The sequence below is a fragment of the Anoxybacillus sp. B2M1 genome (genome assembly GCF_001634265.1).
GTDB lineage: Bacteria > Bacillota > Bacilli > Bacillales > Anoxybacillaceae > Anoxybacteroides > Anoxybacteroides rupiense.
On record NZ_CP015435.1, the window covers coordinates 3,408,219 to 3,424,426 of the forward strand.

Here is a 16,208-nt window from a genome sequence, read left to right on the forward strand (position 1 = left end):
ATAATTGTTTATAATATAGACAACAGCCCTTTTCTTTTATATTTATTTTCATCATTTATACATGTTTGTAGATATTCGTGCTGTCATGTAGCAGCTGAATAAGGGCAGTATGAATACAATATAAAATGTAAGCATTTTCTTTATGGACTTTTATTCAATGATTTTGAGCAAGCGCTCGCTCTCGGATGATGTACTGCAATGGGAGAAGGGGAATTTTTAGAGAAAAGGAGAGATGTATATGACAGTAACACGAGGTCTAGAAGGGGTTGTCGCAACGACGTCCAGCATCAGCTCAATTATTGATGACACATTAACATATGTGGGCTACGATATTGACGATTTGGCTGAAAATGCGACGTTTGAGGAGGTTGTTTATCTGCTTTGGCATCGTGAGCTTCCGACAAGGCAGCAACTAGAAGAGTTACGGAAGCAACTGGCAGAAAACGCAACCATTCCATCTGAAATTATTGAGCATTTCAAATTGTATCCAATTGAGAAAGTACATCCAATGGCAGCGCTGCGTACAGCCATTTCTTTGTTAGGTTTATATGATGAAGAAGCTGACATCATGGATCCGGAAGCAAATTATCGCAAAGCGATTCGTTTGCAAGCGAAAATTCCGACAATTGTGACAGCTTTTTCTCGCATTCGTAAAGGGTTAGATCCTGTGGCCCCACGCCCTGATTTAGGCTTTGCTGCGAACTTTTTGTATATGTTGACAGGCAGCGAACCAAATGAAACCGCTGTCGAAGCATTTGATAAAGCGCTTGTATTGCATGCGGATCATGAATTAAATGCATCGACATTTACAGCGCGAGTCTGTGTAGCGACGCTGTCTGACATCTATTCTGGAATTACAGCTGCGATCGGCGCGTTAAAAGGGCCGCTTCATGGCGGTGCAAATGAAGCCGTTATGAAAATGCTTACAGAAATCGGCACCGTTGAGAATGTGGAACCATATGTTCAGAAAAAATTAGCAAACAAAGAAAAAATCATGGGCTTTGGCCATCGCGTTTACCGCAAAGGTGATCCGCGGGCTAAACATCTGAAGAAAATGTCAGAGAAGCTTACAAAGCTTGTTGGACAGCCGCATTGGTATGAAATGTCGGTAAAAATTGAGGAAATCATGAATTCAACAAAACCGTTGCCGCCGAACGTTGACTTTTATTCTGCATCGGTTTACCATTGTTTAGGAATTGATCATGATTTATTCACGCCGATTTTTGCTGTCAGCCGGATGTCAGGTTGGCTCGCACATATTTTAGAACAGTATGAGAACAACCGTCTCATTCGTCCGCGTGCTGAGTATACTGGACCGGCGAAACAAGTTTATGTTCCGATTGAACAAAGAGGCTAACTTTAGGGAAACAGGGCGTGAAGATGGCTATACATGTTCTCGCCCTTCACATTAATACATTGGAGGTTGTTACAAGTGGTTCAAGGTGAAAAAATTACAGTCACAAACGGTGTGTTAAACGTACCAAACAATCCGATTATCCCTTTCATTGAAGGTGATGGGACAGGCCCTGATATTTGGGCGGCAGCCTCCCGCGTGCTAGAAGCTGCGGTTGAAAAAGCCTATAAAGGAGAAAAGAAAATTGCTTGGAAAGAAGTTCTTGCTGGCGAAAAAGCATATAAGCTAACGGGAGAATGGCTGCCTCAAGAAACGTTGGATGTGATTCGCGAATACATAATTGCCATTAAAGGCCCATTAACGACCCCTGTCGGCGGAGGGATTCGTTCATTGAATGTCGCGCTTCGTCAAGAGCTTGATTTGTTTGTTTGCTTGCGCCCAGTCCGTTACTTCAATGGCGTGCCTTCTCCAGTGAAACGTCCTGAAGATACGGATATGGTTATTTTCCGTGAAAATACAGAAGATATTTATGCCGGAATTGAGTATGCCAAAGGCACTGAAGAAGTGAAAAAAGTGATTCACTTTTTGCAAAATGAAATGGGCGTTCGTAAAATTCGCTTCCCGGAAACATCTGGTATCGGTATTAAGCCGATTTCCGAGGAGGGAACTAAACGTCTCGTTCGAGCAGCCATCAACTATGCTATCGAGCACGGCCGCAAGTCTGTTACGCTCGTACATAAAGGAAACATTATGAAATTTACGGAAGGCGCATTTAAAAACTGGGGCTATGAGCTTGCAGAGCAAGAATTTGGAGATAAAGTCTTTACATGGGCGGAATATGATCGCATCGTTGAAGCGGAAGGAAAAGAGGCTGCAAATAAAGCTCAGGCTGAAGCGGAAGCAGCAGGAAAAATTATCGTTAAAGATGCGATTGCTGATATTTTCTTGCAACAAATTTTAACGCGTCCACGTGAGTTTGATGTTGTCGCGACTATGAATTTGAACGGTGACTATATTTCAGATGCCTTGGCAGCTCAAGTAGGAGGTATTGGCATTGCTCCAGGTGCAAATATTAACTATGAAACAGGGCATGCCATCTTTGAAGCGACTCATGGCACGGCTCCAAAATATGCAGGATTAGACAAAGTAAATCCATCCTCTGTTATTTTGTCAGGCGTCATGATGTTTGAGCACCTTGGCTGGAATGAAGCGGCTAAGCTGATTATTGAATCCATGGAGAAAACAATTGCTTCGAAAGTCGTCACCTACGATTTCGCCCGTCTGATGGAAGGAGCAACAGAAGTGAAGTGCTCTGAGTTTGCTGATGCATTGATCCGTAATATGGGAGAATAATAGAGGGGAGACGGTAACAAATGGCGGTTAAACGTAAAAAAATATCTGTGATTGGTGCAGGGTTTACGGGGGCGACAACGGCATTTATTTTAGCGCAAAAAGAACTTGGGGATGTTGTCCTTGTGGATATTCCACAATTGGAAAATCCGACTAAAGGAAAAGCGCTTGATATGCTTGAATCCAGCCCTGTACTAGGCTTTGACGCCAACATTATCGGTACATCTGATTACGCCGATACAGCGGATTCCGATATCGTGGTCATCACAGCAGGTATTGCCCGTAAACCGGGAATGAGCCGGGACGATCTTGTTACAACCAATCAAAAAATCATGAAGGCTGTAACCCAGGAAATCGTTAAATATTCTCCGAATTGTTATATTATTGTGCTGACAAATCCTGTTGATGCGATGACATATACCGTGTACAAAGAGTCTGGCTTTCCGAAAAATCGTGTGATTGGCCAATCAGGTGTGCTTGATACAGCACGTTTCCGCACATTTGTTGCACAGGAATTAAACCTTTCTGTGAAAGATATTACTGGTTTTGTGTTAGGCGGCCATGGGGATGATATGGTTCCGCTTGTGCGTTATTCGTATGCTGGCGGTATTCCGCTTGAAACGCTCATTCCGAAAGAACGGTTAGATGCGATTGTGGAGCGCACGCGCAAAGGCGGCGGTGAAATCGTCAATCTGCTCGGAAACGGCAGTGCGTATTACGCTCCCGCTGCTTCTCTCGCTGAAATGGTTGAAGCGATTCTCAAAGACCAACGCCGTGTGCTTCCGGCTATTGCTTATCTTGAAGGAGAATACGGCTATGCAGGCATTTATTTGGGAGTACCAACTATTTTAGGCGGAAATGGAATCGAGAAAGTGATTGAGTTAGAGCTGACGGATGAAGAGAAACAGGCTCTTGCCAAGTCGGTTGAATCTGTAAAAAATGTGATGAAGGTATTGGAATAATGAAGCGTGCAAGCATTCGGGATTTTTTCTCGAATGTTTGCTTCTACGACAACTTGGAAGCGCTTTCTGAACAAAGGGGTGTAAATCATGCTTAAAAAACGAAAACTAGGGAGAAATATATCAGAAATCACGGTCGGAGAAAAGTTAGTGATTAATTCAAAAATCGAGGATAAAGATTTGTTGCTTTATCTTGGATTAACAGACGATTCGAATCCTTTATATATTCAGCATGACTATGCTTCACAAACACCGCTCAAGAAACCGATTGTCCCAACGGTTATGCTGACGGGAATGATCACATCTGCTATCTCCAAATATTTGCCTGGTCCTGGAAGTCATATCAAGAAGCATTATCTTGATTTTTTGAAACCTGTTTATCATTACGAGAATTTACAATTTTTATTTGAAGTGCAAGATGTCAATGCAGAAGATCATTCGATTATCATTGCTGTTGAGGCGCTTCGCGATGAAACAGAAAAGGTGTTGGAGGGCACGGTGACGGTTTGTCCTCCGTATGCGATCTCCATGTTAGACAGCCGTTTCTTGGAAAACTTTTGATTCCTTTCTGTTTTAGAAAAGAAGCGGTTTTTTGAAAAGAGAATGATATGCTTGTCGTTTGAGCGATTCGTTTCTTGAAATAGAGGAGCGAATCTTTTTTTGTGGTGAAAGGGTGCTTTAGCTTTTATAAAACTGGATTCATAAAAGGCGGTGTCGATAAATTCAATAGGCGTTATAAGCAGGATGGCTCATAAAAAGGATTTATAGTATGGTATAATAATGAAGAGATCTTTTTTATGGAGGAAAATATGGGCAAAAAAGTGTTGGTTGTTGATGATGAGCCATCCATTGTAACGCTTTTGCAGTATAATTTAGAACAAGCAGGATTTGAAGTGATTACTGCAAATGATGGAGAAGAAGGAATGAAAAAAGCAGTTCGCGAGCAACCCGATTTAATGATTCTTGATTTAATGCTTCCGAAAATGGATGGAATCGAGGTTTGCAAGCAGCTGCGCCAACAAAAAATCATGCTTCCCATTTTAATGCTGACGGCAAAGGACGATGAATTCGATAAAGTGTTAGGCTTGGAGCTTGGAGCCGATGATTACATGACAAAGCCTTTTAGTCCGCGCGAGGTATTGGCGCGCATCAAGGCGATTTTACGACGAATTCCATCGCAGCAAGGGCATGAAGAAGCGGAAGATCCTCATAAAATTCGTATTGCTGATTTAGAAATTCTTCCTGAACATTATGAAGCCTATTTTCAAGGGGAGCGTCTTGAGTTAACACCGAAAGAGTTTGAATTACTCGTTTATTTGGCCAAGCATAAAGGGAGGGTACTGACGCGCGATCAGCTGCTTAGCGCTGTATGGAACTATGATTTTGCTGGCGATACCCGCATCGTTGATGTACACATCAGCCATTTGCGTGAAAAAATTGAGCAAAATACAAAAAAACCGGTATATATTAAAACCATTCGCGGTTTAGGATATAAACTTGAGGAGCCGAAAATGGATGTCTAGTCCTCGTTCACGGCTTTTATTTGCTCTTGTTTCTTTGATTGTAACCGTTCTGATTTGTCTTGGTCTTTTGCTTGGTCAACTATTTAAAGATTTTTATTTAGAGACCATGAACAAGCGAATTGAAAAAGAAGCAGAAATGATCGCTCTTTTGCTTGAACGGCAAAATATCGATGTGGTTCGATCGCAAATGGCAGATATGAGCGAAACGTTAGCCTCTCGTATTACCGTGCTTGATAACCAAGAGCGGACGCTGCTAGATACGGGGCGCCTTGCTAATATTAGCGATCGCGCTCATGAACAAATTGTGCGCGATATTTTGCACAGCAAGAAAAGAAATCATCCTTCTATTATTGAAGAAAAACAAGATGTTTACTATTACATCGTGCCGTTTTCAAAAAACGGAAAAAATGGTGGCTATGTTATTTTAAGCTCTCCTGTCAACTCTCTAAAAAAAATTAACCAACAAATTTGGGGAGTATTAATTAGCAGTTTAGGAACTGCGTTAATTGTGATTATTTTTCTAGGTCTTAAAATCGCTGATCATTATATGAAGCCGATTGAGGCAGCGACAACGGTGGCGTTTGAGTTGGCGCGCGGCAACTATAAGGCAAGAGTTTATGAAACGCGTAGTGATGAAACGGGGATGCTCAGCCAGTCCATTAATATTTTGGCGCGCAATTTGCAAGAAATGAACAAAATTCAAGAAATGCAAACGGACCGTTTGCATACGTTGATTGAAAATGTCGGCAGCGGTCTGATTCTGATTGACAGCCGCGGCTACATTAATCTTGTCAATCGATCCTATAAAGAAATTTTCCACATTCGTCCTGTTGATTATTTACATCGTCTGTATACGGAAGCTTTCTCTCATCAAGAAATCATTGAACTCGTCAACGAAATTTTTATGAAGGAAACCAAAGTGCGCAAACAGCTTGTTTTGACAATCGATATTGAGCGAAAGCATTTTGAGGTATACGGGGCGCCCATTATTGGAACAAATGATGAATGGAAAGGAATTGTCCTTGTTTTTCATGATATTACCGAGCTCAAAAAGCTGGAGCAAATGAGAAAAGATTTTGTCGCCAATGTGTCGCATGAGCTGAAAACGCCTATTACATCCATTAAAGGATTTGCGGAAACCCTGTTGGATGGGGCGATGAAAGATGAACGGGCGTTGGAGCATTTTTTATCCATCATTCTGAATGAAAGTGAACGGCTACAAAGCCTTGTTCAGGAATTGTTGGATTTATCCAAAATTGAACAACAAGGATTTCAGCTTCAGCTCGAGAAGGTGAATATGACACAACTTTTGGAAGAGTTAATGGTCATGTTTCGCGGCAAGGCACAGGAGAAGGAAATTGATTTGCGCTTACATGCTGCTAAACAAATTTATTTGACTGGCGACGGCGATCGTCTGAAGCAAATCTTTATTAATTTGATTACAAATGCTCTTACTTACACGCAAAAGTCTGGACGAGTAGAAGCGAGCATTGAGGAACAGAATGATGAAGTGCTTGTCCATATTTCAGATACAGGCATTGGGATTGAAGAGCAGGAAATTCCCCGCATTTTTGAGCGATTTTATCGTGTCGATAAAGCAAGAAGCCGCAACTCAGGAGGAACGGGGTTAGGATTGGCGATCGTTAAGCATTTAGTGGAAGCGCATCACGGATATATGACAGTAAAAAGTAAAGTCGGCCATGGTACAACATTCACAGTGCATTTTCCAAAGAACCATATAGGTTGAATGCGGATTTGACCAGGAAATAAGACAGTATGTCGCCTATACAATCTGGACCGAAGAGGATCAGTCGAACGATATAAAATTTATACCAGCCTTTTGGTCAGGCTAGGCAAGTCAGCGGCTTGCTTCCGATCGTCAGAAAAATGGAAATGCTGCTTTTGAATGGACGGACTATATGTTCAATGTTCAAGTGATATTCTATATGGGAGAACGGACAGGCGCATGGTTGTTTGGGAATGATGCATGCAATTTTACAAAAAGTTAATCGCTTCTTTACTGTGTGTTCATAAATATTTGCTACACTCATACTGAAAACCCCTTCATCCAAGGAGCCAACCCTTGAGAGGCGAGAACGAAAAAATGTTCTCGTCTTTTTTTCATTCTGCCGTTAATCATGATAAAATAAAAAAGAAGGAATGAATCAAACGCTCGTCTTTTTTAGGAGATTTAGCAGGAATTGGCTATATAGATGTAACAAAACAGATGAATATGGACATCGTGTTGTTTTTTGGCGGTCGAACACGCCGCTTCGCAGACTTATAAGCGGATCTGAAAGCCATGGGCTCACAAATGTGTGAAGAGAGCAAGCGGCAGGATTTTTCCGAGCGTCGTTGTGCTAGCGAACAAACTGTTTAATCTGGACGATCGTGGTGAGGAGGGACTCATTTTGCGAAAAAAACTTGTACTCATTGACGGCAATAGCATCGCGTATCGTGCGTTTTTCGCATTGCCGCTTTTACATAATGAAAAAGGCATCCATACGAATGCTGTCTATGGATTTACGATGATGCTGATGAAAATTTTGGAGGAAGAAAAGCCGACACACATGCTTGTCGCTTTTGATGCTGGAAAAACCACTTTTCGCCATGAAACTTTTCAAGATTATAAAGGTGGAAGGCAAAAAACTCCACCGGAGCTATCCGAGCAATTCCCGCTTTTGCGTGAGTTGCTAGATGCCTATCAAATTCGCTCGTACGAGCTTGATAACTACGAGGCAGACGACATTATCGGCACGCTTTGCACAAAAGCAGAGCAAGAAGGATTTGAAATTAAGGTGATTTCAGGCGACCGCGATTTAACACAACTTGCTTCTGAGCATGTAACCGTTGCGATTACTCGCAAAGGAATTACGGATGTGGAACCGTATACGCCGGAAACGATTCAAGAGAAATATGGGCTTACTCCACCGCAAATTGTTGATTTAAAAGGTCTTATGGGAGATGCATCGGACAATATTCCAGGAGTGCCGGGTGTTGGTGAAAAAACAGCGTTAAAATTGCTGAAGGAATTTGGCACTGTTGAGCGGCTTTTAGAATCCATTGAACAGGTCAGCGGGAACAAGCTGAAAGAAAATCTCAAAGAAAATCGCGAACTGGCGCTTCTTAGCAAGCAGTTAGCCGCCATCTTGCGCGATGCTCCGCTTGAAATCACATTAGAAGATACGAAATATACAGGCTACAATCTTGATAAGGTGATCGCTTTATTTAAAGAGCTTGGATTTAATTCCTTGCTAGGGAAGCTGGAACAGAATGAAGACCCGGATGTTCAGACAGAATTAGCAAACATTGATTATGAAACGGTTGAGGAAGTGGACGAGACCATGCTGGCGGACGAAGCGGCACTGATTGTGGAGGTGCTTGAAGCAAACTATCACAAAGCGCCGATTCTTGGTTTTGCATTGGCCAGTGAAAAGAAAACCCTGTTTATTCCGACCGATGTCGCCTTATCATCGCCCATTTTTAAGGCTTGGCTTGAGGATGAGAAAAAGAAGAAAAGCGTATTTGATGCTAAAAGAGCGCTTGTCGCTTTAAAATGGCAAGGCATTGAAATGAGAGGGATCGATTTTGATTTGCTCATTGCTTCGTACCTTTTAAATCCTTCACATTCAACCGACGATGTCGCTTCTGTAGCTAAAACTAAGCAATATACAGAAGTACAGCCGGATGAAGCGGTATATGGAAAAGGTGCGAAACAGGCAATCCCTGATAAAAAAAGCTTAGCTGACCATCTCGTTCGCAAAGCCGTAGCGATTCGAGCCTTAAAACGAGAATTCGTTGCTGATCTCAAAGCAAACGAGCAATATTTGTTATTGACTGAACTCGAATTGCCGTTGACGCTCATTTTAGCAGAAATGGAATTCACCGGGGTCAAAGTGGATGTCCAAAGGCTGCGTAATATGGGAGAAGAGCTTAACGAGCAGTTGAAGATGATCGAGCAAGACATTTACCAATCTGCGGGGCAAGAATTTAATATTAATTCGCCAAAACAACTGGGAGTAGTGTTATTTGAAAAATTGCAGCTGCCGGTTATTAAGAAAACAAAAACAGGCTATTCCACTTCTGCCGATGTATTAGAAAAGCTGGCTCCTTACCATGAAATTGTGGAGAAAATTCTTCATTACCGCCAGCTTGGAAAGCTGTATTCTACTTATGTAGAGGGATTACTAAAAGTAGTGCATCAGGATACAAATAAGGTGCATACCATCTTTAACCAAGCGCTGACCCAAACCGGACGTCTCAGCTCGACAGAACCGAACTTGCAAAATATTCCGATCCGTCTGGAAGAAGGACGAAAAATTCGTCAGGCGTTTATTCCATCAGAACCGGATTGGGTGATTTTTGCGGCTGATTATTCACAAATTGAGCTGCGCGTTCTTGCACATATCGCCAATGATCAAAATTTAATTGAAGCGTTTCGCAATGATCTTGATATTCATACAAAAACAGCCATGGATATTTTTCATGTAAGTGAAGAAAAAGTGACATCACAAATGCGCCGCCAAGCAAAGGCCGTTAATTTTGGCATTGTATACGGTATTAGCGATTACGGTTTATCGCAAAACTTGAATATTTCAAGAAAGGAAGCAGCGCAATTTATTGAACGGTATTTTGCAAGCTTTCCTGGAGTTAAGCAATACATGGAGGATATTGTTCGCTATGCCAAACAAACAGGTTATGTGACTACGCTGTTGCATCGCCGTCGCTATTTGCCGGATATTACGAGCCGGAATTTTAATCTGCGCAGTTTTGCTGAACGAACAGCGATGAATACGCCGATTCAAGGAAGTGCGGCCGATATTATAAAAAAAGCGATGATTGATTTAGCTGAGCGGTTGAAGCAGGAGGAGCTGCAAGCACGAATTTTGCTGCAGGTGCACGATGAGCTAATTTTAGAAGCGCCGAAATCAGAGATTGAGCGGCTGAAGCAGCTTGTTCCGGAAGTGATGGAACAGGCCATTGAACTGCGTGTGCCGCTGAAAGTCGATTACCATTTTGGACCGACTTGGTATGATGCGAAATAGAGAGAGGGATCAGCAATGCCGGAGCTTCCAGAGGTTGAAACAGTCAAGCGGACATTGATTCCATTGACTGTTGGTAAAACGATTCAAGATGTTAAAGTGCTTTGGCCCAATATCATTAAGCGACCTGCCGATATCGGTATGTTTGTCCAAACGTTACAAGGGCAGACGATTCATCAGATTGATCGTCGTGGAAAATTTTTGAAATTTTTATTAGATGAATACGTGCTTGTGTCTCATTTGCGGATGGAGGGCCGCTATTTGTTGCAAACAACAGGTGTGCCGCTTGAGCCGCACACACATGTTGTTTTTGAGTTTACCGATGGAACAGAGCTGAGATATCGCGATATACGAAAGTTTGGGACGATGCATTTGTTCCGAACAGGAGAGGAGGAACGGCATTCTCCGCTGCTCCAATTGGGGCCTGAGCCGTTCTCCCCATCGTTTACACCGGATTTTTTGGCGGGAAAGCTGCAAAAAACAGCTCGAAAGATTAAAAGCGCCCTCTTAGATCAAACCATTGTCGTTGGGCTCGGTAACATTTATGTCGATGAAGTACTGTTTCGCTCTAGCATTCATCCAGAACGAAAGGCTTCTTCATTAACGGACGAAGAGATGAAACGCCTTCATGGAGAGATTGTGGCGACGCTCCGTGAAGCCATTGAAAAAGGGGGAAGCACGGTTCGAACATATGTGAATACACAAGGAGAGAGCGGCACTTTCCAGCTACAGCTGTTTGTTTATGGTCGCAAAGGGGAGCCGTGCAGACGATGCGGCCATGCCATTCAGAAAATGACGATTGGCGGCCGCGGTACCCATTATTGCGAACAATGCCAGCATTGAATGGGGGGAGGAAAGTGGCATTAACAATCGGATTGACAGGAGGAATTGCGAGCGGAAAAAGTACGGTATCGCACATGCTCAAGGAATTTGGCATTCCAGTGGTGGATGCCGATCTTATTGCCAGAGAAGTCGTCCGGGTTGGTGAAGAAGCCTATAAGCAAATTGTCAAGGAATTTGGAAGCGAAATTCTTCAAGAAAATGGAGAAATTAACCGTACGAAACTTGGATCCATCGTATTCCACCATGAGGAAAAAAGAAAACGGTTGAATGCAATTGTTCATCCGGCTGTCAGGAAAAAAATGCTCGAACAAAAAGAAACATTTCTTCGTAACGGTGCTAACGCTGTTGTTTTAGATATTCCGCTCTTAATAGAGAGTCAGCTCTTTCATCTTGTAGATAAAATGATTGTGGTCTATGTAGATGAAGCGATTCAACTGGAGCGGTTAATAAAGAGAAATGGCTTAGCTAAAGAAGACGCCGTAGCGCGCATTCGGGCGCAAATGCCGCTCAGCGACAAAAAAAGCTATGCGGATGCGGTCATTGATAATAATGGAACCATTGAAAGAACACGTGAACAATTGCTTTATATTTTAAAAATGTGGAACGTCCTGTAAAAACAGGACGCCTTTTTTTATTTTTTACATGATTTACTCTATACAAAAAACAAATATATGCTATACTAATTATACGAAAGAAGATAATTAGTATAACATATATTTAAGGGGAGAAAATTCAATGAAAGCAAAAGTAGCGATTAATGGGTTTGGAAGAATCGGAAGAATGGTATTCCGAAACGCTATCGATGCGGAAAACTTTGAAATCGTTGCGATTAATGCGAGCTATCCAGCTGAAACGTTAGCTCATTTAATAAAATATGATTCCAACCATGGAAAGTTTGCGGGAGAAGTAGTGGCGTTAGAAGATGGGCTTCTTGTGAATGGGAAAAAAGTACAATTATTAAATTCCCGTGACCCGAAAGAGCTTCCATGGAAAGAATTAGATATTGATATTGTGATTGAAGCGACCGGAAAGTTCAATTCCAAGGAAAAAGCAAGTCTGCATTTAGAGGCAGGTGCGAAACGTGTCATTTTAACTGCGCCTGGAAAAAATGAGGATATTACGATCGTAATGGGCGTCAATGAAGAGATGCTTGATATTGCCCAGCATTTTATCATTTCCAATGCTTCGTGCACAACAAACTGTTTAGCGCCGGTCGTTAAAGTGCTAGATGAAGCGTTTGGCATTGAAAATGGCTTAATGACAACCGTTCATGCTTATACGAATGACCAAAAAAATATTGACAATCCTCATAAAGATTTACGGCGCGCCCGTTCTTGCGCGCAATCCATTATTCCAACAACAACAGGTGCGGCGAAAGCTCTTGCATTAGTATTGCCTCACTTAAAAGGAAAATTGCACGGAATGGCTCTTCGCGTTCCGACACCAAATGTATCATTAGTCGATCTGGTTGTAGACGTAAAAACAGACGTAACGGTTGAAGCTGTAAATGAAGCATTGATTAACGCAGCTCACGGTCCGCTAAAAGGGATTCTTGATTTTACAACAGAGCCGCTTGTTTCTATTGATTTTAACACCAATCCTCATTCGGCCATTATCGATGGCTTGTCAACGATGGTAATGGAAGGACGCAAGGTAAAAGTATTGGCATGGTATGACAATGAATGGGGCTATTCTTGCCGCGTTGTTGATTTAACGAATTTAGTAGCGAGTAAAATGATGGAAAATTTGCAAGTGAACGCATAAATGTAAAAAGCGCTGACTATCATTCAGCGCTTTTTATTATATCGACGTTTATGCCAAAAAATGTTGACGCCATTGTAAAGTTGAAAATCCTCCTTATTTCAATGAATGGAGAATTTTTAGGACAGATGTCACTTGGACTGCTCAATATTTGCATGGGGTTCAATGATCGGTGAGCCGTCATCCCTTTGGCGTAGCCGAGGAAAGTGACCCAAGCCCTCCTGCTGTGAGTTTTGCCAGATACCGTTCATTCATCATCATGTATAGAGCCCAAGGACAACAAGTGAATCGATTTTATCTGACACGATAAGCATAAAAAATGAAAAAGTGTATTGCAAAAAAAAAATAAACCAAGTATACTATGTTTCGTGAACTTCTTAAACGCACGGTAATGTGACTACTTAAAGGGTTAGGACCTCTTTGGACTAACTTTCCCCCGTGGTAGTTATACATGCCATTTGCAAAAGAATTTCATGCTTATTTTTTTGTAAAATTTGTTAAAGGGGGATGATTTAGATGGACACAATGGGTCGTCACGTTATCTCAGAGTTATGGGGATGCGATTTTGATAAGCTGAATGATATGGAATTTATTGAAAAAACATTTGTTGATGCAGCACTAAAATCAGGTGCGGAAATTCGTGAGGTAGCATTTCACAAATTTGCTCCCCAAGGAGTAAGTGGTGTTGTTATTATTTCTGAATCTCATTTAACGATTCATAGTTTTCCTGAACATGGATATGCAAGCATTGATGTTTATACGTGTGGGCATTTGGACCCAACGATTGCTGCGGATTATATCGCGGAAGCTTTAGGAGCACAAACAAGAGAAACGATTGAGCTTCCTCGTGGAATGGGTCCAATTGAAATAAAAAATGCCAAAGTTCTATAATGAATAAAATGAACGCAAAAGAGGTGTTGCATACACCTCTTTTTTTGTGTTGTACATACATGGGGCACTAATGGTATCATAATGATAAAGAATAAAGCAAGGAGCGGCGATCGATGAGTGTTTGGAGCAAGTTAAAATACGGATTGACCAACCATTGTGAGACAAGAGAAAATCACGAGGATGAGCAATTGCAAAGCCGCTATTACAAAACAACGGCCGCTAGTGCCATCAAAGCCGTTAAAGAATTAATCGCTTCTTCTCATGAGTACGAGCTGCTTTCTATTTCTGAAGAACGAGGAGAGTTTAGCGTAGCGACTCGTCGCGGAAGAAAGGCGTTTATTGTCATTACGGTCATTTCTGTTCGCCCATTTGAAACGGCCATTGATTTTTCTGTTACAACAGACACAAAGCTTTTGCCGTTCGATTTTGGATGGAGCCGCCGCATTGTGATTGATTTATATCAAAAGATCGACCAACGTCTTCCTTATATAGGTTCTGGAATCAATGGGTGAATGAAAAGAAAAGGCTATTAAAATGGAGTGGTTCATATGAAATGTCCATCTTGCCACCATAATGGCACAAGGGTGCTTGATTCGCGACCGGTTGATGAAGGGCGCTCCATTCGGCGCAGAAGGGAATGCGAACAGTGCCATTATCGTTTTACCACATTTGAAAAAGTAGAGGAAATGCCGCTGATTGTCGTCAAAAAGGAAGGAACGCGGGAAGAATTTAGCCGAGAGAAAATATTGCGAGGGCTCATTAAAGCGTGCGAGAAGCGGCCGGTGGCTCTAGAACAGCTGGAGCATATTACCCAAGAGATTGAGAAAGAGCTACGCAATGGCGGAGTGGCTGAAGTGAAAAGTGAAACGATCGGCGAAATGGTGATGGAGCGACTGTCGAGTGTCGATGAAGTAGCGTATGTTCGCTTTGCTTCCGTTTATCGGCAATTTAAAGATTTAAACGTGTTTATTGAAGAACTTAAGGAATTAATTAAAAAAGAACAGCGGTAAAGGGCTTGCTCGATCTACGGAAAAGCCCTTTTTTTAGTCTAATGGGGAAGGGCGATAGCATGGAACATCATTGGAAGGAGCTTATTCCTGTTGATCGTTATATGGTGCGAAGCAATGGGATCTTACATGATTTTGATCGAAAAGTGATCACACTGTTATATCAGCCGTTAATCGGTTCACGCGCGTTCAGTCTATATATGACCTTGTGGGGGGAGCTTGAACAGCATCTGTCGGCGGAAGAAACAACCCATCATAGCTTGATGGCGATTATGCAATGCAGTCTAAAAGAAATTTATGACGAACGTCTAAAACTGGAAGGGATTGGATTGTTGAAAACATATGTCAACGACAAACAAGATCCGAAGCTATTTATTTACGAGCTGCAGCCCCCGCTTACGCCAGAGCAGTTTTTCACGGATAGTGTGTTCAATGTGTTTCTTTACAATCGTGTGGGGCGAAAGAAATTTCAGACCTTGAAGCAATTTTTCTCGGTGCCAGCAATTGATGAAAGTCAATTTACCGCCATTACACGATCATTTAATGATATTTTTTACTCCGTGCATCCGGAACAGATGGTTGCTGTCATGAATGAAGAAACAAAAAAAGACTTGCATCTACCTGATGGTTATGAATATATGAGACGGAGTGCAGACACGTATGTATTAGGAGAAGAAGTATTTGACTTTGATTTATTTTTTGCAGGGCTTTCAAGGCAGATTGTGCCCAAAAGAGCCATTACCGCAAAAGTGCGCGAGGCCATTAAAAAGCTGTCCTTTTTATATGGTATTGATCCATTAGAAATGCAAAAAATTGTACTTAGTGTGATTGATCCTGCTGCACATATTGATATTGAAGCATTAAGAAAAGCGGCACGCGATTGGTATCAGTTTGAACGCGGGGAAGAGCTGCCACAGCTAAGCACGCGCGTTCAGCCGCTTACATACCGCACAATGGAGAATACGGAACCAAAAACGAAGGAAGAGCTGCTGATCAAACAGCTCGAAACGATTTCACCGCGTCAGCTGCTGATCGATATTTCAGGGGGAGCAGAGCCTTCGCTAAGCGACTTGCAGCTTATTGAAGAGATTATGTTTCAGCAAAAGCTTCTTCCTGGTGTTGTCAATGTGTTAATTTATTATGTCATGCTTCGGACAGATATGAAGCTATCAAAGGCATATGTAGAGAAAATTGCGAGCCATTGGGCTCGGAAAAAAATTCGCACCGTTAAGGAAGCGATGGAGCTGGCGAAAAAAGAGACGAAAAAATATCAGAGCTGGGCGACCGGGAAAGAGAAAAAAACGGTACAAAAAACGGTTCGCAAGGAAATGTTGCCTGAGTGGCTCAATATGGATTATAGTCAAAAGGAGTCTGGAACAAGCGAAGAAGTCAACCTTGAACAGAAGCGTCGCGAACTGGAAGAACGTCTGAAAAAATACCGGAATCAGTAAATAAAAACAGGAGGTGAGAGTGGTGAA

14 protein-coding genes are annotated in these 16,208 nt (G+C 42.1%); all 14 read left to right on the forward strand.

What is annotated here, in order from left to right; translation table 11 throughout:
• The first annotated feature begins 238 nt into the window (after positions 1–238).
• The 14 genes from citZ (at position 239) to GFC28_RS16650 (ending at position 16,181) form a co-directional block, all read left to right on the forward strand.
• Positions 239–1,357 (forward strand): citrate synthase, encoded by a 1,119-nt coding sequence (gene citZ, locus GFC28_RS16585; RefSeq protein WP_044745951.1) that lies wholly within the window; start codon positions 239–241, stop codon positions 1,355–1,357.
• A gap of 75 nt (positions 1,358–1,432) precedes the next feature.
• A complete protein-coding gene (gene icd / locus GFC28_RS16590; RefSeq protein WP_044745952.1) occupies positions 1,433–2,707 on the forward strand; it encodes an NADP-dependent isocitrate dehydrogenase in 1,275 nt (424 codons plus the stop codon).
• 20 nt (positions 2,708–2,727) lie between these two features.
• The gene (gene mdh / locus GFC28_RS16595) at positions 2,728–3,666 is read left to right on the forward strand and encodes a malate dehydrogenase (protein ID WP_044745953.1); all 939 of its coding nucleotides are present in this window, start codon (positions 2,728–2,730) and stop codon (positions 3,664–3,666) included.
• A gap of 87 nt (positions 3,667–3,753) precedes the next feature.
• Positions 3,754–4,224 (forward strand): MaoC/PaaZ C-terminal domain-containing protein, encoded by a 471-nt coding sequence (locus GFC28_RS16600; RefSeq protein WP_044745954.1) that lies wholly within the window; start codon positions 3,754–3,756, stop codon positions 4,222–4,224.
• Between the two features lie 248 nt (positions 4,225–4,472).
• Complete coding sequence (locus GFC28_RS16605) at positions 4,473–5,186, forward strand: response regulator transcription factor (protein ID WP_044745984.1); 714 nt, start codon at positions 4,473–4,475, stop codon at positions 5,184–5,186.
• Positions 5,179–6,933, forward strand: a complete 1,755-nt coding sequence (gene pnpS / locus GFC28_RS16610; RefSeq protein ID WP_044745955.1) for a two-component system histidine kinase PnpS — start codon at positions 5,179–5,181, stop codon at positions 6,931–6,933. The genes GFC28_RS16605 and pnpS overlap by 8 nt, the downstream gene beginning before the upstream one ends.
• A gap of 664 nt (positions 6,934–7,597) precedes the next feature.
• Positions 7,598–10,231, forward strand: coding sequence for a DNA polymerase I (gene polA, locus GFC28_RS16615; protein WP_044745956.1), 2,634 nt, complete (start codon positions 7,598–7,600; stop codon positions 10,229–10,231).
• A 15-nt stretch (positions 10,232–10,246) separates the two neighbouring features.
• Complete coding sequence (mutM, locus tag GFC28_RS16620) at positions 10,247–11,071, forward strand: DNA-formamidopyrimidine glycosylase (RefSeq protein WP_044745957.1); 825 nt, start codon at positions 10,247–10,249, stop codon at positions 11,069–11,071.
• A 14-nt stretch (positions 11,072–11,085) separates the two neighbouring features.
• Positions 11,086–11,685: a dephospho-CoA kinase gene (coaE, locus tag GFC28_RS16625; protein WP_044745958.1), complete on the forward strand. Its 600-nt coding sequence runs from the start codon at positions 11,086–11,088 to the stop codon at positions 11,683–11,685.
• A gap of 121 nt (positions 11,686–11,806) precedes the next feature.
• The gene (locus tag GFC28_RS16630; RefSeq protein ID WP_044745959.1) at positions 11,807–12,835 is read left to right on the forward strand and encodes a glyceraldehyde-3-phosphate dehydrogenase; all 1,029 of its coding nucleotides are present in this window, start codon (positions 11,807–11,809) and stop codon (positions 12,833–12,835) included.
• 513 nt (positions 12,836–13,348) lie between these two features.
• Positions 13,349–13,723 carry an adenosylmethionine decarboxylase gene (gene speD, locus GFC28_RS16635; protein ID WP_044745960.1) on the forward strand — a complete coding sequence of 125 codons (375 nt, stop codon included), beginning with the start codon at positions 13,349–13,351 and terminating at the stop codon, positions 13,721–13,723.
• Positions 13,724–13,836: 113 nt separating this feature from the next.
• Entirely contained in the window at positions 13,837–14,235 is a 399-nt protein-coding gene (locus GFC28_RS16640; RefSeq protein WP_044745961.1) for a hypothetical protein, read from the forward strand.
• Between the two features lie 36 nt (positions 14,236–14,271).
• Positions 14,272–14,733: a transcriptional regulator NrdR gene (nrdR, locus tag GFC28_RS16645; RefSeq protein ID WP_044745962.1), complete on the forward strand. Its 462-nt coding sequence runs from the start codon at positions 14,272–14,274 to the stop codon at positions 14,731–14,733.
• Positions 14,734–14,792: 59 nt separating this feature from the next.
• Positions 14,793–16,181: a replication initiation and membrane attachment family protein gene (locus GFC28_RS16650; protein ID WP_044745963.1), complete on the forward strand. Its 1,389-nt coding sequence runs from the start codon at positions 14,793–14,795 to the stop codon at positions 16,179–16,181.
• Positions 16,182–16,208: the final 27 nt, after the last annotated feature.